The sequence below is a fragment of the Shewanella sp. HL-SH4 genome, from assembly GCF_051164845.1.
Classification (GTDB): domain Bacteria; phylum Pseudomonadota; class Gammaproteobacteria; order Enterobacterales; family Shewanellaceae; genus Shewanella; species Shewanella glacialimarina.
Genome location: NZ_CP195037.1, coordinates 3,963,312 through 3,990,170 on the forward strand (window position 1 = coordinate 3,963,312; position 26,859 = coordinate 3,990,170).

Here is a 26,859-nt window from a genome sequence, read left to right on the forward strand (position 1 = left end):
CCAAGTTTGTCAAAAATCCTATCCATTATATTAGTCTGATATAATTAGGTATTTTTTAAGAGCATACGCCAATGTATGCTTATGTTTACAAAAAGCTAACATTGTTGACCCGACTATAAAGTGTGAGGGAGTTAACAAAATCGATGGCATAGCACAATATGAAGGGAGTGAAGTTGACGTAAAGTGGAATTAATGAGCAACGTGACAAAGTATATTTCTCATCAACCTGATAGCCAAGGGTATATTAATTATTCAGAACAAGAGAATAATTTATGGCAGCAATTGTATCAGCGCCAAATTACTAACTTACCAGGGCGAGCATGTGATGCCTATTTACAAGGTATTCAGACATTAAATATGTCAGTTGATAAAATACCTCAACTGCCTGATCTCGATAATGTCTTAACAGAATTAACTGGCTGGAAAACCGCCGCGGTTCCGGCATTAATTCCATTTGGTAAGTTTTTTGAATTACTGGCCAGTAAGCAATTTCCGGTAGCAACCTTTATTCGTACCAAAGAAGAATTTGATTATTTACAAGAACCTGATGTATTCCATGAGGTTTTTGGTCACTGCCCTTTATTAACTAATCCAGCATTTGCCAATTTTTCACATATTTACGGTCAATTAGGATTAGCTGCATCAAAAGAAGATCGCATTTTTCTGGCTCGGTTATACTGGTTTACCGTTGAATTTGGTCTAGTACAAGCTAAAGGTGGCCCTTTAAACATCTATGGTGGAGGCATTTTAAGTTCCCCTGGCGAAACCTTATATGCGCTAAGTGATAAGCCAGAGCTTAAACCGTTTGATTTATTAGATGTATTGAGAACACCGTATCGCATCGATATCATGCAACCGATATATTATGTCATCGAAGATATAGAATATTTGGATGAAATTTCCAAGATGGATATTATGGCTTATGTGAAAAAAGCCCGTGAACTGGGGATGTTTGAACCTAAATTTGCCCCCAAAGTAAAAGCAAGTTAAGCCATTTGTGGCGAACTCTGCAGTATTATTTTTTAATTCTTATTCATAAATTAGTCGTATTTAGGAGTCCCAATGACTGCACTATCTGAAATGAAATGTGAAGCATGCCAAGCAGATGCCCCAAAAGTAACCGATGCCGAGTTAGGTGAATTGGTACGAATGATCCCTGATTGGGGTGTTGAAGTGCGTGATGGCGTAATGCAATTAGAGCGAGTGTATAAATTTAAAAACTTCAAATTAGCCATGGCATTTAGTAACAAGCTTGCTGATCTGGCAGAAGAAGAATTTCATCACCCAGGTATTTTTACCGAATGGGGTAAGGTCACTGTAACCTGGTGGTCGCACTCAATTAAGGGCTTACACAAGAATGACTTTATTATGGCCGCCAAGACCGACCAGTTGTTAGACTAACAACAAGATCAAATAATTCAGCATGTTACGTAAACGTAATGTGCTGAATTCTTTCTCTGTTACAATTCTGCTGTAAACTTCACTTGCCACCTCTATCATAACACTCTACCGTATGCGCAGTTTCCAAAGAAAAAACTAATAAATTAGGGAATCACAGCATTATGCGTTTGGAAGTGAGTTGTAACGATCGCGTCGGCCTCGCGAAAGACATCCTCGTCGTACTTGAAAAATATGGCATTAATTTAATTGCCATTGATGCTAGCAACAAAGGCTTTTTGTATCTGCAATTTGCCGAAATCAGTTTTGAAATGTTGCGCGAGTTAATGCCCCTTATCCGTAAGGTTGAAAGTGTGCACGATGTGCGTACCGTTTCCTTCATGCCTTCAGAGCAAGAGCATTACGCGTTAAAAACCTTATTAAAAACCCTACCAGATTCGGTATTTTCCCTTGATGCTAAGGGACGTATTCGTATTGTCAACGAGTCGGCTTTATTGACCCTAAATATGGCCGAACATGAAGTCGTAGCTGAATCATTAAATCATTGGGTGCAGGGTTTTAACTTTGTGCGTTGGTTAAGCGAGCCTCAAGTGCCTGCCATTGCATCGCGAGTTACCATTAATGCCAGTGAATACTTAGCCGAAATGCTGCCCATTTATCTACCTGATGATAATGACAAAACCATTCTTGCTGGCGCCGTAGTATCACTTAAATCGCCAGCTAGGGTAGGTAAACAGTTTAATGCGTTACAGAACCAAACCACGGGTTTTGATAATGTGCTTGCGGTCAGTGACAAAATGAAAGATGTGCTTAAGCAAGCTAAGCGAATGGCGCAATTAGATGCACCGTTACTTATCACGGGTGAAACTGGCACAGGTAAAGAGTTAATGGCGCGAGCCAGTCATGACGCCAGTATGCGCCGTGAGCATCCATTTATAGCCATTAACTGCGCCGCATTACCCGACAGTGTGGCTGAAGAAGAGCTATTTGGTTTTGTTAGTAATGGGCAAATTGTCAAACGGGGCTTTTTTGCTGAAGCAAAAGGTGGCACGATATTTTTAGATGAAATTGCCGAAATGTCTAAAGCCGCTCAGGTTAAGTTACTGCGTTTATTACAAGATGGTGCATTTAGGCGCATGGGCGGTGATGAAGAAGTGCGTGCGGATGTGCGAATTATTTGTTCGACTCAAAAAAATCTCGCCGAGCTATGTCAATCTGGTGAGTTTAGAGAAGATCTTTATTATCGTATTCATGTGCTGAGTTATCACATGCCATCATTACGTGAGCGTAAGGTTGATGTCATTCCGTTAACTGAAATGTTTTTAGAGCATTACAGTCATCAATTATCAAGTCCGCTTCGTCGCATTTCAGCCTCTTGCCGTGATTATTTATTTACCTATGCATGGCCAGGTAACGTGCGTCAGTTGAAAAATGCCATTTTCCGTGCGGTTTCTATGTGGGATGGTTCGGCTGAATTAACGGTCGAGCAACTTAAATTACCCTCATATGCTGAAGGATTTGGCTATTTTGATGAAGAATTTGAAGGCACATTAGATGAAGCGATGAAAGAGTATGAAGCGAATTTGTTACGTCGTTTATATCCTGCTTATCCAAGTACCAGGCAACTAGCCAAAAAGCTAGGTGTATCGCATACCGCAATTGCAAATAAATTACGTGATTACAGTATTTCAAAGAAACGTTAGTCAGGCTGTTTAAACAACACTGTAACGTTTTTATGCCACAGTTTTGTTGGCAATTTAGCCAATGTATGGCCTGAAAATCACCATTTTCAGGCCTTGTTTATAAGTGTATACAAATATTTACAAAATCAGGGTTGAAAGTAGAATATGTGATTCAGCTCACAAGCTGTTTATTGCACGGTTTATCGGTTATTTCTATCATCAATCAAGCTGTATTTTCTGATTGGCTCGCATTCTTATACGGCCGACAGACTTTTCGAATATTAGGAGCAATAATGAAACTTGCAAGTTATAACAACGGTCGTCGTGATGGCCAACTTATGTTAGTAAGCAAAGATTTAACTAAAGCTGTCGCGGTACCTGCTATTGCTCACACTATGCAGCAACTACTTGACGCGTGGGATTTATTAAACCCGCAATTACAAGAATTATATGAAGCGTTGAACGCTGGCCAAATGGACAATGCGATTGCATTTGACGAAAGCAAATGTTTATCACCATTACCACGCGCTTATCAGTGGGCTGATGGCAGTGCTTACGTGAATCACGTTGAGTTAGTGCGTAAAGCTCGCGGCGCTGAAATGCCAGAAACATTCTGGACAGATCCATTAGTCTACCAAGGTGGTTCAGACAGCTTTATCGCTCCTAAAGCCGATATCGAAATGGCCAGTGAAGAGTATGGTATCGATTTCGAGTCAGAAGTTGCTATCATCACTGATGATGTTGCCATGGGTGTAAGCAGTGAAAACGCCGCTAAGCATATTAAATTATTGATGTTAGTTAACGACGTATCTTTACGTAACCTTATTCCTGGTGAGCTAGCTAAAGGCTTTGGCTTCTTCCAGTCTAAACCGTCAAGTGCTTTTTCTCCTGTGGCCATTACGCCTGATGAATTAGGTGATAAATGGCAAGACAGCAAGGTTCATTTGCCGTTAGTGACGCATTTAAACAGTGAATTATTTGGTCGCCCAAATGCTGGCGTGGACATGACATTTGATTTTAGTCAACTAGTGTCTCATGTTGCGAAAACACGTCCTTTGGGAGCAGGTGCTATTATCGGTTCAGGTACTATTTCTAATTATGACCGTAGTGCCGGTTCAAGCTGTTTAGCTGAAAAACGTATGCTTGAAATTATTGCAGATGGCAAAGCAAGCACGCCATTTATGCGTTTTGGTGACACGGTTCGTATCGAGATGTTTGACGATAACAATGTCAGCATTTTTGGTTCAATTGACCAAAAAGTAGTTGAGTACAAAGGTTAATTCATTATCAATTAAGATGATATTTAGGCAATAACAGACCATGTTATTGCCTTTTTTATAGGGAAAATAAGATGAAATTGTATGGATATTGGCGTTCTAGTGCCGCATACCGAGTTCGAATAGCACTTAATCTTAAGCAATTAAGCGCAGAACATATTTCAGTGCATTTAGTGAATAATGGTGGTGAGCAACATTCAGAGGCATTTCATCAACTTAATCCCCAGCACTTAGTACCTGCGTTAGTTGATAGCAACGAACAAGGCGAGTTTAGCCTGACCCAGTCTTTGGCGATTATTGAATACCTTGACGAAAAACACCCACAAATTAATTTACTACCGACTAATTTAGAAGATAAAGCCGTGGTGCGCGCCATGTCGCAAGCTATTGCCTGTGAAATCCACCCACTCGATAACCTGCGGGTATTACAATATTTAGTCAAAGAAATGGGCGTAGATGAAACCCAAAAAATGACCTGGTACCATCATTGGGTTCATGTTGGTTTTAGCGCATTAGAATTGCAGCTTGAACGTTTTTCTGGCCAATTTTGTTTTGGCGATAAGGTCACTCTGGCTGACATTTGCCTGGTGCCACAGGTTTATAATGCCGAGCGCTTTAAGGTGCCTTTGGATGCTTACCCAAACATTGTCCGTGTATGGAAGAACTGCAACCAACTTGATGCCTTTATTCAAGCAGCACCAGAACAACAAGCTGACGCGAGTTAATGCCTAATGCCTGCGCCACACAATATTGTAAACTAGCCGCTGACAAGCCCAGTGTAGAACACTCAGCACCGTTAGCTGATTTAGCTAAATTAAATCAGTGGTTTGAGCAAGATGCAATGCGAATGCAGGCTTTAACGGTTTGTGCACAAGTGTTTGCTAAGCTCAATATCACCGACTGGGCAATCGCTGCCGGCTTTGTGCGTAATCTGGTGTGGGACAAATTGCACGGTTTTTCAACCAGTGAGTTAAGTGGGTTAAATGATATTGATGTCATTTACTATTGCGAAAAAAACATCACCCAAGCTCAAGACAAGCACATTCAGCAAATACTGTTAAGCTTGATGCCGCTAAATTGGTCGGTTAAAAACCAAGCCAGGATGCATATTCGTAATCAAGACCCACAATATCATTCATGTCTCGATGCAATGGGGTATTGGCCTGAAAAGCAGACTGCGATAGCGGTTAAATTGAATGCGGTTAATGTGAACCCGCAGCATGCCAGTTATAGCGTTAATGTGAAAACTGGCTCTTGCATTAGCGCCAACACATTGGAATTTATTCATGCCTTTGAATTAACATGTTTATTTAATTTTAGTCTGAGCCATAACCCAAAGCGCTCATCAAGTATATTTGAACAGCGTGTCATCCAGAAAAAGTGGCTTGAACGCTATCCAAAATTAATACTGCAGCCAACGGTTAAAACATAGAACATCACGCAATAAGTACTCACCAATAGCATTGAGCCATTTACATATTTCAATTAATGGTGTGTATCTTTAATGGCTGATAACTTGCTAAACACGGATCAATCCGCTATTTTACTGTTAATATATACAGTGCTTGAGTGTTGAATGATTTTATACATTGCAGAAAAACCCAGTCTAGGCCGAGCCATTGCTGATGTATTGCCTAAACCGCATAAAAAAGGTGAGGGCTTTATTACCGCAGCCAACGGCGATTGTGTGTCCTGGTGTATTGGTCATTTGCTCGAGCAAGCTGAGCCTGATGCCTATGATGCAGCGTTTAAATCATGGAAACTCGAGCATTTACCGATTATTCCGCAAACCTGGCAATTAAAACCCAAACCTAAAACCCGCAGCCAATTAACCGTGTTACGTAAATTGGTTAAGCAAGCATCATCGATAATCAATGCTGGTGATCCCGACCGTGAAGGTCAGCTTTTAGTCGATGAAGTGATTTCTTACCTAGGCGTAAAAGGCAACAAGCTGAATGATGTACAACGTTTACTCATCAGTGATTTAAATCCACAAGCGGTTAAAAGGGCGTTAGGGCAACTGCGCAGTAATCGAGACTTTATTCAATTATCAACCTCAGCATTAGCCCGCAGCCGTGCAGATTGGTTATATGGCATGAACATGACAAGAGCTTATACCATTCAAGGTAAGAAGGTCGGTTATCAAGGTGTGTTGTCAGTGGGCAGGGTGCAAACCCCCTTACTGGGGTTAGTGGTGCGCCGTGATGATGAAATCGCCGATTTTAAGCCCAAGTCTTTCTATGAAGTATTAGCGCATTTAGTTACCGATCAACAACAAACCTTTAGTGCTAAATGGCAACCTAGCGAAGCCTGCCAGCCTTATATGGATGAAGACGGCCGGGTATTAGCCAAAGGCTTGGCCGAAAATGTGGTTAAGCGTATTGATGGTCAACCCGCAGAAGTCACCAAACTTGAGGCCAAAGATAAACGCCAAAACCCACCATTGCCTTACAGCTTATCAGCATTGCAAATCGATGCAGCAAAGCGCTTTGGGCTATCGGCAAAAGAGGTGTTAGATACCTGTCAAAGCTTGTACGAGCGGCATAAATTGATTACTTATCCACGTTCAGACAGCCGCTATTTACCCAAAGATCAACATAGCTTGGCTCCTAAAGTATTGGATTCGGTACTTAATGGTGCGGCCGGATTAGTTGATGGTTGCGACGTGCCTAACGCCAAGCTTAAATCTAAAGCGTGGGACGACAGTAAAGTAGATGCTCACCATGCCATAGTGCCTACAGAGAAAGTGGCTAATTTATCATCGTTATCCACTAATGAGGCCAAGTTATATCAGCATATTGCGCGCCAATATCTAGCCCAGTTTTACCCAGCTTATATTTATGCAGAAACCACAGTTGAAGTCACTATTGCTGGTGGTCTTTTTGCCACTAAAGCACGTCAAGACAAAAGCTTAGGTTGGAAGCAACTGTTTAAACGGCTAGCTACGGCAAGTCATACCAATACACATTCAAACAACAGTGAAGACGATAACGACGATGCGGTGCAGTCGTTGCCACCCTTGCTTAAAGGGCAAATACTGCAATGTGATCGCGGCGAGTTATTAGAAAAAATGACCCAGGCACCAAAGCATTTTACCGACGCCACCTTATTAGGCGCGATGACTGGGATTAGTCGTTATGTCACCAACAGTGACATTAAGAAAATTCTTAAAGAAACCGACGGCCTAGGCACCGAAGCGACTCGCGCAGGGATTATTGAATTGTTATTTAAGCGTGGTTATTTAGTTAGACAAGGTAAATCGATATTGGCTACGCCTGTGGGAACGGGTTTAATCCGCAGTTTGCCAGAATCAGCCACTACTCCTGACATGACGGCTTTGTGGGAAAATAGCTTGGATGCTATCAGTCAAAAACGGCTTAAATATGAGGCATTTATGCAGCCATTATTGAGTCAATTAGAAGGTTTAATCAGCCAAGCATCTAGCCAGTTACCGTCTGCATTACAAGGTGTTGCTAGCCCTCATAAGGGCGCGAAAAGGTCCTTTAAGAAGAAAGTTACTGCAAGTAATAGATCAAGCGCCAAATCAACCATTACACCAAGGGCTAAAACACAAACTAAGCGCTAAATTACTCAAATTAAGCGCTAAATTACTTAAATTCGGTAGATTAGTGACACCACAAAGTCTCTGCCTTTTACAAATGACCAGCCACTCGCTGCAAAACCAAACTTGAAAGATCAACAGACCCTATAAGGTTTAAAATAACTAGGCTTATCTTCACCAAGCTATTACACGTTTATGTCTGCCATAAATGCAAAAATATCATTATTGTCATTAAGTTTTAAATACACGTTTGATTCATTATTTTTTGCAGGCTATTGAACGCTTCGCGAAACAAAATAAACTTCATTTTAGTAAAGTCATTACTACTTTTTACATTGTTATTTAGTGCTATTGGTTGCAAGGTCTTGTATATAAACTTTTGTATACAAAGTACTGTAAAGATAATGCGTTGATGTCCGCATTTAGTGCTTTCCTGCGTTAGTCGATTGATGCACTAACGCAGAGGCTTCTGTAATGTGTTAGTTAATGGGGTTAGTTAAGCTGCTTAGCTTCAATGATGGCGCTAAGCTCTGTGGGCCAAAGGGGGACTTGCTGAGCCAGTTCATCTTTACCCGCTTGTGTTATTTGCTCTTGAGTCTGTTCAACTTTGGTGTTGACCGTGTCTTTCACCAGTTTCTCAGCAAAAATCTGCGGTGAACCGCCAGTAAGTAACATCACTGCCATCTGGTTATTATCTGCATTCCACACAAAGCCTGCTTTGTCGGCAATATCAGGAATTGGGCTGTGGTTGGAAATCACATAATACAAGGGGCCTTGTTGTTGAATTTCATCGGCCGTTGCCAGTATTTTCATGGCATTGCCATATTGCGGCCCTAAAATCGCCTGCATTCTGTCTTTGACCATGGGCTGCTCAAACAGGCCGACATCGTTAGGGTCTAATCCAACTAAAGGCTTCATTAATGCCCACATCATTTGCCCTTGTGGAGACAACAGTAGCAGTGGCATTGCACAGGCATTTAATAAAAAAACTAACCAGATAAGGTGGAGCTTGTTGCGGATTAAGCGTGTGTTACCCAAGATGGCAACTCCTAGTTATTACCCGCAAATTCGGGCAAAGGAGTGTAGTCATTTTTTGTACAAAAAACGAGTGCTTCATAGCAAAAATATCACTATTTGTTAGTGCAATCTATCGATTTTTTTATTCACGAAGTTGGTGTTGGTGTTAGTGAGGCGGTAGCCATTATTCAGTGTACGCTAACAGGTCGCTTGATTTTAATGCCTGTTAATCTTTTCGCTATGGCAAATATGTATAGAAATAAAAAACAATATCCGCCATAAAACCAGAGTTAGAAACAATAAAAACACTCTATAAAGATAACCCTAGTGAAATAGCTAAACGTACAATGACACTATACAAACAGCACAAGATTAACATCGTGGATAAAAACAGTATTATTAATATTGTAAGCCAAGGCGTTTTTGGTTTTGGGATGTTTCAAGCCCTTCAATAGACAGTGTTTAGTAGTCAGTTTGCTTGGATTGCGAATATTGCAAAACCAGATGTTGCACTCGCATTGCTTGTCGGGGCTATTACCTATTGCTCTATGATCATGATGCCCGGCAGCGCAGAGCAAGCGAGTACCTTATTATTTTTAATCCCCGCAATTATTTGTATTATTACCTTAATCAACTTTCCATCTGCTATCGGTTTATATTGGGCAACATCGAGTGTTACAGGCTTACTTCAATCATTAGTATTGAAAAAATATTTCCGCAACCAGGAAGCATCGACAGCCATTTAATTGCAGCCTTTAAAGATGCATCGCTCTACTTGCACCCTCAATACATAGCGCAATAAAAAGCGGCACAAGTGATGAACTGTGCCGCTTAATTCTGTTTATGTTAGAAAAGAGTCTTATAGACGATAAGTTAAGGTTAACTTGGCGTTGCGTTCTTCCCCTGGCATACCCCCTAGGAACATGGCTTTTTCGTAATAGACTTTGTTAAGCAAGTTATTAAGATTTAGTTGTATTTTATAGGTCTGGGCATCGTAGCTGATGGCGGTGTCCATCACGGCGTAACTCGGCACGTGACCGTCTGGGATCCCAAAAGAGCTTGAGTGAGTGCTGCGCTCACCAACATATCGGCCACCAAGACTGAAGGATACCGCTTCACTTAAGCCAAGGTCTGCAGCGTAGGTTGCCCAAGCTCCCGCGGTGACATAGGGAATGCCTTTTTGACGTTGATTCGCATCTTTACTCGTAGGGTCTTGGTTGTCTCTGGCATCTTGATAGACGGTGTTGATATTGACGCTCCACTGTTCGTTTAAGTACGCATTAAGGTCAAGTTCTACGCCTTCAGTATCTTCACTGCCGTTATTGAAAAACTGCGCAACTTCAGGGCCTGACAACGCTGAATCATAAAGTGGGTTGGTGTATTGCAAGTTAGTACGCGATGTTTTAAAGACCACTAATGAAGCCAATAATTGATCGTCAAAGCCTTTGGCTCTTATACCAAAATCATCATTGATGGATTCAGAGTCTTTACGATCACTTTGATCGCCTTTGATATCCCCCAGTACGCTAAAAGCCGTGCGGCCTTTTGCATGGTTGACAAAAAAGGACAGGTCGTCGGTAGGCATATAAGTTAAGCCAAGGTTATAGGTGACGCCGTTATCTGTAGTATCAGCCAATGGGGTGGGTTCAGCTTTGCTTGAGCTGTAACGGGCATCGACACCTAAATGCTGATAACTTTGTTTGATTTCGTTAAATGCGACCCCAACACGGCTGGTAAAGCCATTGCCTAAATAACCTACGTGCTGCATACCCACGCCCCAAGCACCGATAGTTTTGTCATAGTTACTGGTAAGCAGCGGGTCGTAGTCTTCAAATTGCCCTGTGCCCCAGTTTGGGTTACGAATATCGTAGATATAAGGCAAGCTACCTTGGTAGAGCTGTTGACCTTGTTTGTCTTTGATAACGTAATCTTTATCCCAAATCGAGTATTGCTGTGAGCGTATGCTTCTGTCTTCAAAGTTAGCGTTAATTAATAACTCATTTTCTATACCCGCGAGGTCAAAGTCGTAGCGTAAATCGGCAAAGTACTGCCATGATTTTTCATCGGCAGTGGCTTTACGATATTCTTGACGACGGGCGGCGAAGGGATATAAGGTGTCGTTTTCAAGTAAGGGTGCGCGAGGGTCGGCATTAATGACACTGCCGCGTTTCCAGTAAACATAGTTATAGGCACCTGTTTGGCGAGCAAAACCGGTGTCGTAATGACGGTATTGTAATTGCTGATTCAAATACAGGTTATCGGTTAGGTAAATATTATGGGTCAGTTTAAGCCTTAATTCTTCGCCTTCGTTAGCCTTTGCCATAGGAGAAATTAAACCATTGTGGCCGAATGAGTAGGGCGTTAAACCATCACTTGGGTTTAATGAATCTGCAAGTTGCTGACGCTGATCATCGTTAAGTAGTATGCCTTTGTTAGCGGGGTCATTAATTAAGTCTTGCCAAGAAACTTCACCAGCGGTTTTACCGTCAACAGATTCGGCATTGAAAATACGAATAGGGTGCCCGATAGAGTCAACCGGAATAGCATCTTTGATATAAGCTGCGGATAACATCAGGTTTTGCTCATCTGTAATCACAAACTTTAATGAGCCATAGACTTCATCTCTGTCTGTGCCCATGTCACGATAACCCTCGCTGCGGGCACTTTTGGCGACTAGGCGGTAAGCTAAATCGTCAGTAATGCCTCCAGTGGTGTCCGCTAGCATTGAATAACTGTCCCATTGACCCAGTTCTAATTCAAATTCATGATTGCTGGTGAACTGTGGTTTTTTCTCAATAAGATTGATCACCCCGCCTGCGCTACCCATGCCATAAAGCCCTGTAGCAGGGCCTTTTAACACTTCCACTGAACTGACGTTAGTCAATGATCGGGTTGGGTTGAAGGTATTGCCTAATCCGGCACCGCCATACATACCATCGTAGGTGTAATTTGCGCCTAGTCCGCGGATCACTAAGTTGTCGCCTATGCCGTAGTTATTACCAGCCTGAGTGACACCACTGATATTGCGCACTAGCTCTTGCATGTTGGTAAGTGCTTGAGCATTGATTAAGGCTTCATCGACAATCACTACCGCTGCAGGTGTTTCCATCAGTGACATGTCTGATTTTGTCGCAAGGCCTGAGCTCATTACGACTTGGTTTTGTCTGCCGTAGACAGTTATGCGCTCATAGTCCTTATTGTTTTGTATGGTTTCAGTCTGATCTTTTGACTGAGTCGAAGTCTTAATAGACTTGTCTGTTTGTATCGCTTGCGCGGCGTAAGCAGGGATAAATGCACTGTGACATGCAAGGGCTATAAGGGATAAACGTAACGACTTCATATTTGACACCTTCATTAATAATGGTGCGAATGATAATGATTATCATAAAGGTTTCAAGTTTAATTTTAGTCATTGCTAACATTTGCCGCAAAAGTAAACATTATGTCGTATTAATAATGGGGGAATTAAACTTTGGTTAGATAATCAGGTGAGATCTTATGCATCTTATTTGTGTTGATAATAGCCAGATTATTAGTTTTTTTGCAGTGACTTTTTGCCCATAACCCATGGTAGATAGTCTGAATATAGGTAAGTTTAAAAGTAAAAAAAGGTAAACCAATGGGGTTTACCTGTATACGGGAAGGGTTTAAAAATTAATGTGGTGGGTTAAATATCAATCATTAAACAGAAATAAATGTACAAAGAGTGTGTAGAACGAATCTATCTTACCCATTGATACTTAACTCATACTTAATTAGAAATGAAGTGCGTGTTAATCAGTATTTAATGGCCAATAGTATAATCACTCTTGTAATTATGGCTCTCAGTCTGGTGATAGTATCAGCGCAAGCAGTGGCCACGATTAAGGCTAATCAACTTATCTAAAATATGTTCACCATCAATACGAATACCATTGTGCTCGTATTCAGATGTTAACCAATACTTTAAATTACCGACTTGTCTGGCTGTTTCTAAGCTGTATTGCATTTCTACATACATGTCTTCGCTATAAATAGCTGCAGCAATAGGAACCGAGTTATTTGCAAGTTGATGTAAATCATATAGCTTAGGCCAATCATTTTTGCTGGCGATTAATTCTGCTGCAGCCGTTAGCGGCTTTAACGCATCAAATTGATTGAACATCCACGGATAAATCATCTCGCCAGTAAAAAGTAGTGGTTGTTCTGGTTGATAATGGAACTCAGGATAATTATCACGCACCCTATGTGCTGCCCATTTTGATGCGGTTTGTTGGCAATAGATAGATTCATGCAATAGGGCAAATATCGGGTTGGTGTTGTAATCTAAAAACTGACTAAATTGATGTAAAAAGAGTGGATTAACATCAATGCCATGGCTGGTTTCAATTAAGGCTTGTTCTAGCAAATAATAAACCGCTTCAGGGCCTTGTTCCATGCCTAAATTAATTCCCAGTAGCTGGAACATTTCTACGGTGAGCTGCTCACCGGTTGCTAAGTAGACTTTATGCTCATACAAATATTGGGCGATATGGTCTACTAAGGTTCTAGCGTCAGTAAAACGGGTGAAGAAGTCAGCATTTTTAGCCAACACACGTTGATAAGTGGCTTGGTAAACTTCATCTGCGCTGCGTGTTAGGGAGGGAATACCGCCTGTGATATAGGCTTCTTTAACGCCCTGTGGTGCAGCAGATAAATAATGCAGCACGCAAAAACCGCCAAAGCTTTGGCCTAAAATGCTCCATGGCTGGTTTGCCGATAATTTAGTACGGATAAACTCTGCGTCACGAATAATATTGTCGGCGCAAAAATGACTTAAATACTCCGCTTGTTGGTTAGCCGTTAAATGACTTAACGATACGGCATTAACAGGTGTAGAGAGCCCTGTACCACGTTGATCGAGTAACAATACACGGTATTCTTGTAAGGCGCGCTTTATCCAACCGCTATTCGTCACAGGCCGAGCGGCACCAAACCCTGGACCACCCTGAAAAAATACTAAATATGGAAGCGCTTTATGTTGATTTGCGACACTCACGATTTCACGGGCAAAGACTGAAATTTGCTGGCTTGAGTTGGACAGATAGTCCAAAGGCACTGAAAAGGTGTGTTTTTGAACAACAATGTCTTTTAAAGTTTGTGAAATAATCATATGAGCTTATCGTTATTAATTTGAGTGTGATTGTATGTGCCCGCTTGTTTTATCACAATCAATCTGACTGATTAAATTTAAGTAAATTGCTATCAAGATCAAGTTAGCAAAGGTAAAATTAAATAATAATGATAACTTAGCAACGGCATTTAGGAGAGTTTAGATGAAATATCAAATCATACCGGTTACCCCGTTTCAGCAAAATTGCAGTGTGATTTGGTGTGAAGCTAGCCTAAAAGCTGCGGTTGTTGATCCCGGTGGTGATATAGACCGAATTATAACTGAAGTAAAAAGACTGGAGTTAACGGTTGAAAAAGTACTGTTAACCCATGGGCATATCGATCATGTCGGTGGCGCTAAGAAACTTGCTATTCAATTAAATGTTCCCATTATTGGCCCGCATATAGCTGACCAGTTTTGGTTGCAAGGACTTGTTAAACAAAGTCAAAATTTTGGTTTTCCGCTTGTTGAAGCGTTTGAGCCGGATCAGTATCTGAATGACGCAGATGTGGTTCGCGTGGGTGAACAGTCTTTATCGGTATTACATTGCCCAGGACATACTCCGGGACATATTGTGTTTTATTCCAAAGTTTCAGGATTGGCTTGGGTTGGGGATGTTCTCTTTAGACGATCGATTGGCCGTACAGACTTTCCGCAATCTAATCATCAAGATTTAGTCAGCTCAATTACCCAAAAACTATGGTCTTTGGGTAGCCATGTTAGTTTTATTCCTGGTCATGGCCCTATGTCTACTTTTGCTGAAGAACGTGAACATAATCCTTTTGTTGCCGATCAATTACTCAGTTAGTTTTCATTTTTACAGGTTAAGTTAGTCGCTTGGCTAAAGGCTCAGTTATAGATTCAGCTATAGGTGTTCATAACGCATTCCCCAAACTAGATAAAACGGCATTACATACTTTTATACATCTTCATGCTTTTCATACATAGCGTACAGTGTTAGGTTTAATCTACATAGCACTGTAGTTCGAGTTCTGAATGCGCCAACACTTGGTTGATTTATTAGATGTTTGGCAAGCTGATTATCAAGATGATTGGGTTGTCGCCATCCTTACACATGTACAAGGTTCTTCGTATCGAAAACCCGGAGCTATCATGTTTTTTCATCCGCTAGGGAAAACATTAGGAATGCTCAGTGGTGGCTGCTTAGAAGCCGATTTACGCCGACATGCACAGCGCGCTATTCAAACCCAGCAAGTTGTGCAATTAACCTATGATGCCACTGACGAGTCAGACACTAGCTATCAATTAGGTTGCGGTGGCATTGTTAATATTATGATGTTACCGATCAATTCATCAAATCAGTATTTAGGCCTGCAAAAGCTCTATTTTGATTTAAATAGCGGCAAAACGGGTGAGTTTCAAATTGACATTGCTAAGCAAGGCACACCGTCAAGTCAAGTGCGCGGTAAATGGCAGATAAAACCTAAAAATCAATTGGTTGCTAAAACGACATTTATTCCATCAGATGATCAGGACAAAAGCTTAACCGCTGACGGTACTCACACTAATACACACATAGATGGTCAGTTGATTATTGCGATAACTCCGCCAATTCATCTTGGTATTTTTGGCGGCGGATTAGATGCACAACCTATTGCACAAATGGCCGCTATTTTGGGCTGGCAAGTGACTATTTTTGATGAACGCACTGCCTATGCTCGTCAATACGATTTTCCCAGCGCCAACATAATGAAAATGCCGTTTGATGGTGTTAATGATGAGGTGTATCAAACTTTGGACGCCGCCTTTGTAATGACCCACAACCTTATTCTTGATGCTAAGGCGCTTAACCAACTGGTTAAGTTTAATTTAGGGTACATTTCCTTATTGGGGCCAAACCATAGGCGTGATAAAACGCTTAATATAGCCCAATTGAATATTAATGATTTTAGTGGCTATTTTTCAGCCCCAGCAGGGCTAGCATTGGGCGGTGAGTTACCAAGTTCGGTAGGATTAAGTATGTTGGCACAATGCCATGGGATATTACATAACAGCCAGTTAATTAGCTTAGATAAAGTGATGCGTTAATGTCACTCATCAAAATACCTAATCCAAACCAACAGGATGATATATCACTCGTTGCGGTCATTTTAGCCGCAGGTAGCAGCAGTCGATTTGAAGGTGTGAAACAAATCGCGCAAATTAATGCGAGTCATTCCATACTGGTCTCGACAATTGAGGCTGTTAACGCCGCGCAGCAGGCATTTAATCATGTCGACGTTAATAGAAATAGTGCAGAGCAAGCCAATATTATCCGTCAAAGTGCATTTACACTGGCGAAAGTGGCAGTGGTATTGGGCGCAAATCAACAGCAAATAATGGACGATAAATTATCCTCCATGATGATTAACCAAGTAGAACTGGTGGTTAATCAACAGTGGCAACAAGGTTTGTCCACCTCGATACACAGTGCGGTTCATTATGCGCTTGAACAACAAGCCTGCGGATTAATGCTTATATTAGCTGACCAGGTCGCATTAACTCGTCAACACTACCTGACCTTATTGCAATCTTTTGCCATGCATAATCAGACAGTCTGTGCTTTTTATCAGCAAAGTGTGGGCGTGCCAGCTATATTTTTACCAGATGATTTTGAACTATTGTTAGGGCTAACTGGTGACAGTGGCGCTAAAAAAATATTAAAAAAACGACAACAATCACATCGCTTAGTGGCAATAGATTTACCGCAAGCGAGCATAGATATTGATACCCGAGCCGATCTAGCAAGATTTTTGGCAAACAAGGAGTGAGTGATGACAATTCCAACCCAAACCCTATTAGTTAATGGTAAAAACTTTACCATAGAAGCAGACCCTAATATGCCAGTTCTGTGGGCATTACGCGATATTATAGGTTTAACCGGCACCAAATTTGGATGTGGTTCAGGGCTTTGTGGTGCATGCACCATTCATGTTGATGGTGCGCCAATGCGTGGCTGTTTAACTAGTCTTAAACAAGTTAGCGGTAAGCAAGTGACGACTATTGAAGGTGTCGAAGCTGACAAGCTAAAAGCCAAATGGGCTGAACATAATGTGCCACAATGTGGCTACTGCCAAGCGGGGCAAATTATGTCTGCTGCCGCATTAATTGCACAAACTCCTAAACCAACAGATAGCCAAATTGATCAAGCTATGTCAGGCAATTTATGCCGTTGTGGTACATATCCACGTATTAAAGCTGCCATAAAAGCGACTACAACTGACAGTGCGGGGGCGTAATCATGACAACATTTACCGCAGTAGAAAATATTAGTCGCCGCGATGTATTAAAGCTTTTTGGTGCAGCAGGTGGTGGATTAGCATTAGGTGCGACAGGCCTAGCCTGGAGCCCAATGGCATTAGCACAAGATAAGCTGGCGATGATGAATATGTTCATCGCTATTGGCGAAGATAATAAAGTCTATTTAACCTGTCATCGTTCAGAAATGGGACAGGGGATCCGTACCGGAATTCCACAAGTCTTAGCCGATGAGTTAGAAGCGGATTGGGACAATATTGTTGTCGTGCAAGGTTTAGCAGATAAACGTTATGGCAGCCAAAATACCGATGGTAGTCGCAGTATTCGTAAACATTACACCCGTATGCGCCAGATGGGTGCGATGGCCAGAACCATGTTGGAAATGGCAGCGGCTGAAAGATGGCAAGTAGCGCTTACTGAAGTTTATGCAAAAGCGAATAAAGTACACCATAAAGGATCAAATAAAAGCTTATCATTTGGCGAACTCGCCCTTGATGCAGCCAAGCAAAAAGTGCCAGAAATCGAGTCGTTAACCTTAAAGCCTGCAAGTGAACTTACCCATATTGGTCAATCTAAAACCATTGTTGATATGCAAGCTATGCTTGATGGCAAAGCGATATATGGCTACGACATTAAGCTCGACGGTATGGTGTATGCCAGTATTAGTCGCCCGCCAGTTTTGGGCAGTGATGTCGCCAGTTTAGATGACACTGAGGCCAGAAAAGTGGCTGGGGTTATCGATGTTATTCAGTTGCCAGTGCCAAAAGGTGCGCCGCTGTTTCATGCGTTAGGTGGTGTGGCTGTTATTGCCACTAATACCTGGAGCGCGATGCAAGGTCGTAAAGCATTAAAAGTGACCTGGACTGCGTCAGTAAATGACAGTCATGATACTGATAAATATATGGCTGAACTGGTCGTAAACGTTCAAAAACCTGGCAAGGTGATGCGCCAATTAGGCGACAGTGTCCAAGACTGGCCAGAAAAATCAACGCTAAATGCGGTGTATACAGTACCTTATTTAACCCATGCCATGATGGAACCTCCGGTTGCCACTGCGCATGTTACTAGTGAGGGGTGTGAGCTGTGGTCATCAACCCAGACGCCGCAAAGTACTCAGCAAAATGTGGCCGGTGCCTTGGGCATCGCAGAAGATAAAGTCAAAGTGAATGTCACTTTATTAGGCGGTGGTTTTGGGCGTAAATCTAAGCCGGATTTCAGTGTAGAAGCGGCGATTATTTCTAAGCGATTAAATAAACCCGTAAAGGTGTCATGGACCCGCGAAGATGAAATTCAGCACGGTTATTACCATGCTATTAGTGCTCAATTTTACCAAGCAAGGTTTGATGGTAAAAATAAAGTTGATGCTTTTTTAGCGCGAACAGGTTTTCCGTCAATCAGTTCAACGTTTGCCGAAGGTGTTGATATGCCATCAGCTGGTGAACTCGATTTAGGTTTTTCAGATGTGCCGCTTGCGTTACCACACATTCAGTTAGAAGCCGTTAAGGCAACAGCGCACACACGCATTGGCTGGATGCGATCAGTTTGTAATATTCAACATGCTTTTGGTATTGGCAGTTTTGTTGATGAATTAGCGGTTAAAGCCAATAAGTCTTGTATTCAAATGTGGCGTGATATACTTGGTGCTTCACGGAAAGAAACCTTTGCTAATCAAGGTTTTGAATACGGTAATTATGGTGAAAAATTAGCTGCTCATCCCGTTGATGTTGGCCGTTATCATCATTTGCTCGATATCATGGAAGACAAGTTAGCCAAGCTTCCTAAAGCAGCGAAAAACCAAGGCTGGGGTTTTGCTATTCACCGCAGTTTTGTCAGTTACGTTGCCGTGGCAACGTTAGTTGAAGTAATAGATGGCAAGCTTAGGGTATTAAAAACCATTGCCGCGATTGACGCGGGTTTAGTGGTTAATCCTGATAGGGTTAAATCACAAACTGAAGGCGCGGTTATCTTTGGTTTAAGTTTAGCAATGATGGGTGAAATTACCTTTAAAGAGGGTAAGGTGGAACAATCAAACTTCCACGATTATCTACTTTTACGTTTACCACAATGTCCAGATATTGAAGTGATACTTGTGCCCTCTAATGCCAACCCAGCAGGTGTTGGAGAGCCAGGTGTTCCACCCGTAGCGCCAAGTTTAACTAATGCTATTTATGCCGCGACAGGAAAAAGATATCGAGATTTACCCCTAAATCGTGATTTATCGCTCTAAACAGATCATTTAATTAAAGTATAAATAGATCTATGCCGACATAGATATAAGCCTAAGTGTTGGGTCAACACTTAGGCTTTTTATTGGTCTTGCGGTTAGGCTTTATCTCAACATATTTATCTGAGCAAAATTAAATTAAAAAATTAATACACTATACTTTGGTTCAGATTACTTTTTTGTGTACTTAAAGATTACTAGGGAAATCTTATGAAGGCTATTCAGTTTCGTAAAGTCGATGCTATGCTTATTAAGCTCAGTTTAAACGGTAAGTTTTGGGTTGTTTGCTCACTTGTTACCGTGATTACACTTGCCATAGCAGTGTTAAATCATCAGCATAATCAAGCAATGATACAAGCCAGTTCAATGGCTCAGGTCAGTGCGAGCGTGCAGGCGTTTGCAGATGTCGCAGCAAACCAGCAACTGTCTGCGGAACAATTAAATCAGTTTGCTGAAACGAACCAATTATCTGTGGTGACACAATCGTCTGCAACTAGACGAGGTGATTCCATCACGGTAACGGCACCAGTGGCTGGTCAATTTTTATCATTAACAAGAGATGTTGCACAATGGGAGCAAATGCAATCTGATAGCAGCTTATTTTGGTATGCCTTACTGGGTTTATTGCCGTTATTTCAATTATGCTATTGGATCTCCACCTCGTTAGGTGGCGGATTATGGGATATGTATGTCGCGATTAAACGTTTAGCTGATGGCGATTTAAGCAAAAGGCTTAACTTTTTTGGTACCGATGATTTTAGTTTAATTGCCACTGAAATTGATCGCTGCGCAGATAATATGAGTGAAATGGTCACCGCCATTGGTGAAAATGCTAAAACCTTAGCTATGGCAGCAAGCACTTTCAGCCAACAAGCCAGTACCAATGAAGACTTAATAAAACATCAACATCATTTTTTAGATTCGGTTTCACATTCTATGGAACAAATGACAGCAGCCATTGCAGATGTATCACATCACGCATCAACAACTTCAGGTCATACTAAAGAAAACTCAATCCAAGTGAATCAGAGTCGTAAAGGAATTAAAGATGCTGAAGAGCGTATTAATTTTTTAACTGCGCGCATTTCTGACGCCTTCGCCTCAGTAGAGAAACTGTCTAAAGATGCGACTCAAATTAATGTTGTAGTGACAACCATTAACTCTATTTCAGAGCAAACTAACTTACTGGCATTAAATGCGGCCATTGAGGCTGCGCGAGCAGGTGAGCAAGGCCGCGGCTTCGCAGTAGTTGCCGATGAAGTGAGAACCCTTGCTGGGCGGACGCAGAAAGCGACTGTTGAAATTCAAACTATGATTGAAGGGTTACAAACAGGTACAACCAAGTTAACTCAAATCACCAATGAAATAGTTGAGCAGGCAGACGAGGGAAGCGTCAGTATTAAAGCTGTAGGGGAAGAGATTAGCCATATGGCAGAATCGATTAATGTCGTATTTGATATGAGTAGCCAGATTGCTGCCTCAGCAGAAGAGCAAAGTGTGGCATCCGCTGACATCGTTTCACAAGTTAATGAAGTCAGAAGTCAATCCGATACTATTCTGGCTAATGCCAATCAGGCATTGGTTATTGCCAAAGACTTAAATGAGTCCTCAAAAGGGCTAAGCCAAATTTTGGCACAATATCGCACGAGTTAACCCACAGTAAGATTAATAATAACGGGCTCATGAATGGTTCTTGATTGAGCCATTTTTTGTTGTTAATTTAGTGCTTATAAATTGACAGCATTATGGAGTCATAAATGAATGGAATTATTAATTTATCGACATTATTAGCGACTATGGAGCCTGCTATTATGCCCGGAGATTGGGTGTTTTGTACGGTTAAAGGGACATTAGTGGATTACGTACACCTTAATCCGCTAGCTACTTTTGTAGAAGATGAAGGGTTAACGTTACTGCTTAGTCAAACTCAGGCCGATCAAAATAACATTGCCTATAGTGGTACTTTTAAACAAATTACTCTCACGGTCCATTCAAGTTTAGAGGCTGTTGGGTTAACGGCTGCTATTGCCACTCAATTAACCGAGCATAATATTAGTGCTAATGTGGTGGCTGCTTATTATCATGATCATATTTTTATCCCAATAGATAAAGCGCAATTAGCATTAACGGCTATCAATGCATTAAGCGCAGAGCATAGATAGAAAAAAGTGCAGCCTGTTTACGCTGATATTAAATGTTAATGCGGTGATGAAGATATTCTGTATTGTGAAACCCCGCATTAATGGATGATTTAGTGCCTGTAATGTAATATGCAGTTTAGTCTTTAAGTATTAAACCTTACGATGCTTTTTTAATAAAAAATGGATGTAGTTAGAGTAAGTTTTGGTTAACGAAATTCCGTGTAATTAACATGTTAGCTGATTGATCTATGGGTTAGCATCAATCTGCTTCTGAGGGAGGCATTTCACAAACAATATTTCGACCACTATGTTTCGCTTTATATAAAGCAATATCAGCAAGTTTTATAAGATCCTCTAATTCACTCATTTGATTATTAAAGTCAGCGACACCTAAACTTGCGGTGATAGATAGCGAGCCTCCATCATGCAAAACAACCATTTCTGCTATCTTGTTGCGGATCACATTCGCCAATGCGACCGCAGCCTGTTTATTGGTATTGGGTAAAAAAATAATAAATTCTTCACCGCCCCAACGGGCTAAAATATCATTATCTCTGATGTGTTGGTTTAACGTATCTGCAATACCTTTAAGTACAGCATCACCTGCAGTATGACCATGTTCATCATTTATTTTCTTAAACCAATCCACATCTAGTAAGATCATCGAAAAGTCTGTGTTATCCCTAATACCTAAATCCCACAATAGGCTGGCAGTGGCGGTAAACGCACGCCGATTATATAGCGCCGTTAAGTGATCGACCTGTGCGGAGACCTCTGCAGTGATACGGGCTTTATCGACTTCCTTTAAATTAAACGCCAATGCCAAAGCCAAAATTGACATTTCAATTAACATACCGATTTCAATACTATGGAATAACAATGTGTTGTACGGAATTACCCCACCAGTAGTTGCCGCCGAAATAGCAGCCCCTCCGGCGCCCATAAAGACCGCTGGGATAAAAAATTTCACCATTTTATGACCATTATTCAAGGCTAAAAAACCCAGAGATACAAAAATAATGACTAATAGCGACGTGAGTGCGACAGCCACCTTCACTGCGAGTAATTGATCAGCATTAATCAATAGACAGACAATGAGTAAAACCAGGCTGATGTATATCCAGTTATTAAGTTTGTATATTTTGGGTGAAAACACTTTTAATTTAAGAAATTCAAAACAAAAAGCGATACCAAAAATAATGTAAAAATACAAAAATAGGGTCATGAGCCATTGTTGTAAAAAAATATTGTTAGGCCAAATAAATTTAAAACCATGACCAGTGTAAGCAATATTTAAACTTAAAAATGATAGTAAATACAAAGCATAAAAAACGTAACTGACATCTTTTAGGCTGATGAAAAGTGCAATGTTATAAACAAATAAGATAAAAAATGCACCGTATAGAAATCCATAAAAGTAGCTTGAGGACACGAGGTTGTTTTGGATGGTTTCTTCGGTCGATAAGTAAAGTGGAATTAGCAGCGGGTCATTGGACTTAAATCGCATCAGTACCTGAGTCATACCCGGTTTAAATGTGTGTGGTTGCGATAACATGCGGGTTTGTTTTTTTCTGACGTGGTAGGGTAGCGCATCCCCTATAGAGGCCTTATCTGTCAGCTTATTTTGATGAATGAAATAAAAATCCGCATGATCTAACCATGCTGTATCGAGATAAAATACTCTTTTTACCTCCTCTGCTGACGCATTATTTATTAACACAGACGCCCATAACACATCATGGGTAAAGCCGAAGCTGACTTTTTTATCTCTGTTTTCAGTAAACAGTCCTTGTTTATACTGTGTTAAAGCATTTTGGTACGACAAATTCGCACTACTATCTTGTAGAATACTTAAGTGTTCGTTAATGAATAATTCACTAGAAACGTTAGATAATTCAATAGTTTTGCTTGTGGCACAAAGACTATAAAATAATAACAACAACCATAGAAAGCGGATGACGAATACTCTAAATAGTAAGGGGTTAATGTTAGATTAGCCTTTAGAATATCTTTTGTCTAACGGGGAAACTGATAATTGTTGCCGAATATTCAATTATTTGGGCTACTTGTGTTACAAGAGATTTTAGGTGCTTAGGTCGGTTAACGGTATGAGTCAGTTTCATGCTATTTGCTTTTTAATCCTCCTGCTAATTAAGGTGCATTGTCGCAATCTGAATGCATCATCATATTTAAAATAAAGCGTTATTAGCATCGTGGCACATTTTCAGTGTTTATTGGTCTCAGTAAAAAGAGCAGCCATACGGCTGCTCTTTTTATATTAATTGTGTCCAGTACTCAGATAATCTTTTTAAGATAACTTGCTGCAGATAAGTTGGCACATAATGATAAATAAAGCTTAAGTGCTAGCTTAATTGTTTGTCATCTGTTTTATCATGTTTAATGCCACAGCTTCAGCAATACTAATACCATCAATACCGGCAGATAAAATACCGCCAGCATATCCAGCACCTTCACCTGCAGGGTATAAGCCTTTGGTATTGATACTTTGATAATCAGCACCACGTTTAATTTGTAATGGTGAAGAGGTACGAGTTTCAACCCCTGTTAACATGGCATCTTTGCTGTCAAAGCCGCGTATTTTCTTGCCAAATGCAGGTATTGCTTCGCGAATAGCATCAATCGCAAATTGTGGTAGCGCGTCACTTAAATCGGTCATTTTGACATTAGGTTTATACGATGGCTCAACGTTTTCAAATGGCTTACCAGAACCTGCCGCTAAAAAGTCACCTACCATTTGCGCCGGGGCATCATAGTTACTGCCACCCATAATATAGGCGTGACGTTCTAATTTGCGCTGTAATGCGATTCCTTGAAGTGGGTCATTATTAAAGTCGCTTGGATCAATACCGACTACGATAGCGCTGTTAGCATTACGTTCACTGCGCGAGTATTGGCTCATACCGTTAGTGACTACCGCGTGTTCTTCTGAGGTTGCTGCTACAACCACACCGCCAGGACACATACAAAAACTGTAAACGCTGCGACCACTCTCACAATGATGTACTAGTTTATAATCAGCCGCGCCTAACAAAGGGTGACCTGCGTTAATGCCAAAGCGGTCTTTGTCGATCATTTCTTGTTTGTGCTCTATACGAAAGCCAATCGAAAATGACTGAGCTTGCATAAATACACCTTTATCATGCAGCATTTGGAAGGTATCGCGAGCACTGTGGCCTATTGCCGCAATGACATGTTTAGAGCGTAAAATTTCACCATTTCTCAGGGTGACACCTGTGACTTGTCGATCGCTAATATTGATTTCATCTACCCGTGTTTCAAAACGTATTTCACCGCCTAGTCGTATAATCTCACGGCGCATTTTTTCCACCATGGTCACTAACTTAAAGGTACCAATGTGAGGCTTGCTGACATAAATGATTTCAGCCGGCGCACCAGCAGCTACAAACTCTTGTTTTACTTTTAAGCCTTTAAATCCAGGGTCTTTAACTTGGCTATACAGTTTTCCATCCGAAAATGTGCCTGCTCCACCTTCACCAAACTGCACATTCGATTCGGTATTTAGTTCACTGGTACGCCAGAAGCGAAAGGTATCTTTAGCACGTTCATGAACAGATTTGCCACGCTCTAAAATAATCGGCTTAAAGCCCATCTGTGCCAATATTAGGCCAACAAATAAACCGCAAGGTCCCATGCCTATTACTATCGGCCGTTCGGTTAATCCTGTTGGCGCAGTGGCAACATACTTATAATCAGTGTCTGGCGATACGCGAATGTTGTGGTCATCAGCAAGGGACGCTAATAACGCTGCTTCGTCGACATTTATTAAGGTGACATCTAGGGTATAAATTAAGAAAATTGCACTCTTTTTGCGGGCATCATAACCACGCTTGAATACATGTATCTTAGTCAGCTGATCCGCTGTAATAGAAAGCCTTTGCAATACGACTTGTTGCAAAGCATCTTCATTATGGTCTAGAGGCAATTGTATTTGGTTTAAACGGATCATTATTTACCTAAAAAGAGACTTAAAAAATCAGCGCGTAGTTTACGTGATTTAGACTAAAAATGAAATTAACTATTGTGGTTATATACAAGGAAAACTAAGTCAGTTTTACCTATGGTATGTTTATATCAAGGGAGTTTTTATTATTTTGCAATTAATAATTGCTGCAGGGTTTAAGATGCGTCAGGTAGAATGACTAACTATGACTTTTTTATTTTTTTTGGATCTATTTAAAATGCAAATCAATCGTTTACTTCTAACGGCTATTGGCAGTGTTTTATTGGCTATGGTGACTATTCAGTCTGGTGCTTCTTTAGCTAAACAACTTTTTCCTATAGTTGGTCCAGAAGGAACAACTGCACTGCGCTTAGGTTTTGCTGCTGCGGTGCTTTGGCTAGTATTCCGCCCATGGCGCGCATTACCCCAAGGCAGAGATTGGCAAAGTATTATCATTTATGGTTTGTGTTTAGGTGGAATGAATATTTTGTTCTATTTGTCTATTGCACGTATTCCATTGGGTATAGCAGTAGCGCTTGAATTTACAGGGCCTTTAGCGCTTGCGCTTTTGGGGTCAAAACGAAAAACTGACTTGCTATGGGTAGGCTGTGCAATTGCAGGCATTTTACTACTATTACCTGATTCATCGAGTGCACAGGGGCTAGACCTTACAGGTGTGTTATTAGCTTTAGGAGCAGGGGCATGCTGGGCTGGGTATATTTTGTTTGGTACTCGAACTGGTAAGCAAGCATCGGGTGGTATTACAGTGGCATTGGGGATGACGGTTGCTGCCATTGTGCTGGTTCCTGTTGGCGCCGTAAGTCAGGGGTTAGCGTTAATTAGCTGGGAAGTATTACCATTAGGATTGTTAGTTGGCATATTATCGAGTGCGCTACCTTATTCTTTGGAAATGGTGGCATTAAGAAACATGCCTACTCAAACCTTTAGTGTGTTAATGAGTTTAGAGCCAGCAATTGCTGCATTGGCTGGTTTTATTATTTTAGCTGAGCAACTGACTTTACTGCAGTGGTCCGCTATTGGTTTAGTGATTGTTGCCTCTATTGGCAGCAGTTTTACCCCGAAAAAAGCTATTGAGATGGGCGTGTAAAAATTACTTCAATTGCTAACACGCTTTTTTATCACTGAATGTCTGATAGTTTGTTAGCCGTTAAATAAGATGAGGTTTT

Annotated in this window: 20 protein-coding genes and 1 pseudogene; 16 read left to right on the forward strand and 5 right to left on the reverse strand. The window is 41.1% G+C overall.

The window, feature by feature from the left end; all coding sequences use genetic code 11:
- The first annotated feature begins 192 nt into the window (after window positions 1–192).
- From phhA to ACRWQL_RS18385, 7 genes are all read left to right on the forward strand, one after another.
- Window positions 193–990: a phenylalanine 4-monooxygenase gene (gene phhA, locus ACRWQL_RS18355; RefSeq protein ID WP_434951480.1), complete on the forward strand. Its 798-nt coding sequence runs from the start codon at window positions 193–195 to the stop codon at window positions 988–990.
- 72 nt (window positions 991–1,062) lie between these two features.
- Window positions 1,063–1,401 (forward strand): 4a-hydroxytetrahydrobiopterin dehydratase, encoded by a 339-nt coding sequence (locus tag ACRWQL_RS18360; protein WP_226415150.1) that lies wholly within the window; start codon window positions 1,063–1,065, stop codon window positions 1,399–1,401.
- Between the two features lie 161 nt (window positions 1,402–1,562).
- Window positions 1,563–3,101 carry a transcriptional regulator TyrR gene (tyrR, locus tag ACRWQL_RS18365; protein ID WP_434926434.1) on the forward strand — a complete coding sequence of 513 codons (1,539 nt, stop codon included), beginning with the start codon at window positions 1,563–1,565 and terminating at the stop codon, window positions 3,099–3,101.
- Between the two features lie 272 nt (window positions 3,102–3,373).
- Window positions 3,374–4,360 carry a fumarylacetoacetate hydrolase family protein gene (locus ACRWQL_RS18370; protein ID WP_226415152.1) on the forward strand — a complete coding sequence of 329 codons (987 nt, stop codon included), beginning with the start codon at window positions 3,374–3,376 and terminating at the stop codon, window positions 4,358–4,360.
- Between the two features lie 71 nt (window positions 4,361–4,431).
- Entirely contained in the window at window positions 4,432–5,082 is a 651-nt protein-coding gene (gene maiA / locus ACRWQL_RS18375) for a maleylacetoacetate isomerase (protein ID WP_434938110.1), read from the forward strand.
- Window positions 5,082–5,789 carry a nucleotidyltransferase family protein gene (locus tag ACRWQL_RS18380; RefSeq protein ID WP_434951482.1) on the forward strand — a complete coding sequence of 236 codons (708 nt, stop codon included), beginning with the start codon at window positions 5,082–5,084 and terminating at the stop codon, window positions 5,787–5,789. Before maiA ends, ACRWQL_RS18380 begins: the two co-directional genes overlap by 1 nt.
- A 144-nt stretch (window positions 5,790–5,933) precedes the next feature.
- Entirely contained in the window at window positions 5,934–7,943 is a 2,010-nt protein-coding gene (locus ACRWQL_RS18385) for a DNA topoisomerase III (protein ID WP_434951484.1), read from the forward strand.
- A gap of 468 nt (window positions 7,944–8,411) precedes the next feature.
- Here ACRWQL_RS18385 and ACRWQL_RS18390 read toward each other — a convergent pair whose 3' ends face one another.
- Entirely contained in the window at window positions 8,412–8,957 is a 546-nt protein-coding gene (locus tag ACRWQL_RS18390; RefSeq protein WP_434951486.1) for a hypothetical protein, read from the reverse strand.
- 278 nt (window positions 8,958–9,235) lie between these two features.
- On the opposite strand from ACRWQL_RS18390, the pseudogene ACRWQL_RS18395 reads away from it, so the two are divergent.
- Window positions 9,236–9,682 (forward strand): annotated as a pseudogene (locus ACRWQL_RS18395) (YidC/Oxa1 family membrane protein insertase).
- A gap of 113 nt (window positions 9,683–9,795) precedes the next feature.
- Here ACRWQL_RS18395 and ACRWQL_RS18400 read toward each other — a convergent pair.
- Window positions 9,796–12,276: a TonB-dependent receptor gene (locus ACRWQL_RS18400; RefSeq protein ID WP_434951488.1), complete on the reverse strand. Its 2,481-nt coding sequence runs from the start codon at window positions 12,274–12,276 to the stop codon at window positions 9,796–9,798.
- A 501-nt stretch (window positions 12,277–12,777) separates the two neighbouring features.
- Window positions 12,778–14,067, reverse strand: a complete 1,290-nt coding sequence (locus ACRWQL_RS18405) for an alpha/beta fold hydrolase (protein ID WP_434951490.1) — start codon at window positions 14,065–14,067, stop codon at window positions 12,778–12,780.
- A gap of 163 nt (window positions 14,068–14,230) precedes the next feature.
- Here ACRWQL_RS18405 and ACRWQL_RS18410 point away from each other — a divergent pair, with 163 nt between their 5' ends.
- From ACRWQL_RS18410 to ACRWQL_RS18440, 7 genes are all read left to right on the forward strand, one after another.
- Window positions 14,231–14,875, forward strand: a complete 645-nt coding sequence (locus ACRWQL_RS18410; protein WP_434951492.1) for an MBL fold metallo-hydrolase — start codon at window positions 14,231–14,233, stop codon at window positions 14,873–14,875.
- 188 nt (window positions 14,876–15,063) lie between these two features.
- On the forward strand, window positions 15,064–16,116 hold the full coding sequence (locus tag ACRWQL_RS18415; RefSeq protein WP_434951494.1) for an XdhC family protein: 1,053 nt from the start codon (window positions 15,064–15,066) through the stop codon (window positions 16,114–16,116).
- Window positions 16,116–16,838, forward strand: coding sequence for a nucleotidyltransferase family protein (locus tag ACRWQL_RS18420; RefSeq protein WP_434951496.1), 723 nt, complete (start codon window positions 16,116–16,118; stop codon window positions 16,836–16,838). Before ACRWQL_RS18415 ends, ACRWQL_RS18420 begins: the two co-directional genes overlap by 1 nt.
- 3 nt (window positions 16,839–16,841) lie before the next feature.
- Window positions 16,842–17,306: a (2Fe-2S)-binding protein gene (locus tag ACRWQL_RS18425; RefSeq protein ID WP_434931701.1), complete on the forward strand. Its 465-nt coding sequence runs from the start codon at window positions 16,842–16,844 to the stop codon at window positions 17,304–17,306.
- 2 nt (window positions 17,307–17,308) lie between these two features.
- Entirely contained in the window at window positions 17,309–19,552 is a 2,244-nt protein-coding gene (locus ACRWQL_RS18430; protein ID WP_434951497.1) for a molybdopterin cofactor-binding domain-containing protein, read from the forward strand.
- Window positions 19,553–19,759: 207 nt separating this feature from the next.
- Window positions 19,760–21,202: a methyl-accepting chemotaxis protein gene (locus tag ACRWQL_RS18435; RefSeq protein WP_434951499.1), complete on the forward strand. Its 1,443-nt coding sequence runs from the start codon at window positions 19,760–19,762 to the stop codon at window positions 21,200–21,202.
- Between the two features lie 104 nt (window positions 21,203–21,306).
- Window positions 21,307–21,711, forward strand: coding sequence for an ACT domain-containing protein (locus tag ACRWQL_RS18440; protein WP_434951501.1), 405 nt, complete (start codon window positions 21,307–21,309; stop codon window positions 21,709–21,711).
- A gap of 238 nt (window positions 21,712–21,949) precedes the next feature.
- On the opposite strand, the gene ACRWQL_RS18445 is transcribed toward ACRWQL_RS18440, so the two are convergent.
- Both ACRWQL_RS18445 and ACRWQL_RS18450 read right to left on the reverse strand, forming a co-directional pair.
- Entirely contained in the window at window positions 21,950–23,632 is a 1,683-nt protein-coding gene (locus ACRWQL_RS18445; RefSeq protein ID WP_434951503.1) for a sensor domain-containing diguanylate cyclase, read from the reverse strand.
- Window positions 23,633–24,058: 426 nt separating this feature from the next.
- A complete protein-coding gene (locus ACRWQL_RS18450) occupies window positions 24,059–25,678 on the reverse strand; it encodes an NAD(P)/FAD-dependent oxidoreductase (protein WP_434951505.1) in 1,620 nt (539 codons plus the stop codon).
- Window positions 25,679–25,910: 232 nt separating this feature from the next.
- On the opposite strand from ACRWQL_RS18450, the gene ACRWQL_RS18455 reads away from it, so the two are divergent.
- Complete coding sequence (locus ACRWQL_RS18455; RefSeq protein WP_434926417.1) at window positions 25,911–26,780, forward strand: EamA family transporter; 870 nt, start codon at window positions 25,911–25,913, stop codon at window positions 26,778–26,780.
- Window positions 26,781–26,859: the final 79 nt, after the last annotated feature.

Excerpts from the sequence above, each read along its gene's own strand:
- phhA (WP_434951480.1), top strand. The coding sequence starts at position 193 with ATGAGCAACGTGACAAAGTATATTTCTCATCAACCTGATAGCCAAGGG.
- ACRWQL_RS18360 (WP_226415150.1), top strand. The coding sequence starts at position 1,063 with ATGACTGCACTATCTGAAATGAAATGTGAAGCATGCCAAGCAGATGCC.
- tyrR (WP_434926434.1), top strand. The coding sequence starts at position 1,563 with ATGCGTTTGGAAGTGAGTTGTAACGATCGCGTCGGCCTCGCGAAAGAC.
- ACRWQL_RS18370 (WP_226415152.1), top strand. The coding sequence starts at position 3,374 with ATGAAACTTGCAAGTTATAACAACGGTCGTCGTGATGGCCAACTTATG.
- maiA (WP_434938110.1), top strand. The coding sequence starts at position 4,432 with ATGAAATTGTATGGATATTGGCGTTCTAGTGCCGCATACCGAGTTCGA.
- ACRWQL_RS18380 (WP_434951482.1), top strand. The coding sequence starts at position 5,082 with ATGCCTAATGCCTGCGCCACACAATATTGTAAACTAGCCGCTGACAAG.
- ACRWQL_RS18385 (WP_434951484.1), top strand. The coding sequence starts at position 5,934 with ATGATTTTATACATTGCAGAAAAACCCAGTCTAGGCCGAGCCATTGCT.
- ACRWQL_RS18400 (WP_434951488.1), bottom strand. The coding sequence starts at position 12,276 with ATGAAGTCGTTACGTTTATCCCTTATAGCCCTTGCATGTCACAGTGCA.
- ACRWQL_RS18405 (WP_434951490.1), bottom strand. The coding sequence starts at position 14,067 with ATGATTATTTCACAAACTTTAAAAGACATTGTTGTTCAAAAACACACC.
- ACRWQL_RS18410 (WP_434951492.1), top strand. The coding sequence starts at position 14,231 with ATGAAATATCAAATCATACCGGTTACCCCGTTTCAGCAAAATTGCAGT.
- ACRWQL_RS18415 (WP_434951494.1), top strand. The coding sequence starts at position 15,064 with ATGCGCCAACACTTGGTTGATTTATTAGATGTTTGGCAAGCTGATTAT.
- ACRWQL_RS18420 (WP_434951496.1), top strand. The coding sequence starts at position 16,116 with ATGTCACTCATCAAAATACCTAATCCAAACCAACAGGATGATATATCA.
- ACRWQL_RS18425 (WP_434931701.1), top strand. The coding sequence starts at position 16,842 with ATGACAATTCCAACCCAAACCCTATTAGTTAATGGTAAAAACTTTACC.
- ACRWQL_RS18430 (WP_434951497.1), top strand. The coding sequence starts at position 17,309 with ATGACAACATTTACCGCAGTAGAAAATATTAGTCGCCGCGATGTATTA.
- ACRWQL_RS18435 (WP_434951499.1), top strand. The coding sequence starts at position 19,760 with ATGAAGGCTATTCAGTTTCGTAAAGTCGATGCTATGCTTATTAAGCTC.
- ACRWQL_RS18440 (WP_434951501.1), top strand. The coding sequence starts at position 21,307 with ATGAATGGAATTATTAATTTATCGACATTATTAGCGACTATGGAGCCT.
- ACRWQL_RS18450 (WP_434951505.1), bottom strand. The coding sequence starts at position 25,678 with ATGATCCGTTTAAACCAAATACAATTGCCTCTAGACCATAATGAAGAT.
- ACRWQL_RS18455 (WP_434926417.1), top strand. The coding sequence starts at position 25,911 with ATGCAAATCAATCGTTTACTTCTAACGGCTATTGGCAGTGTTTTATTG.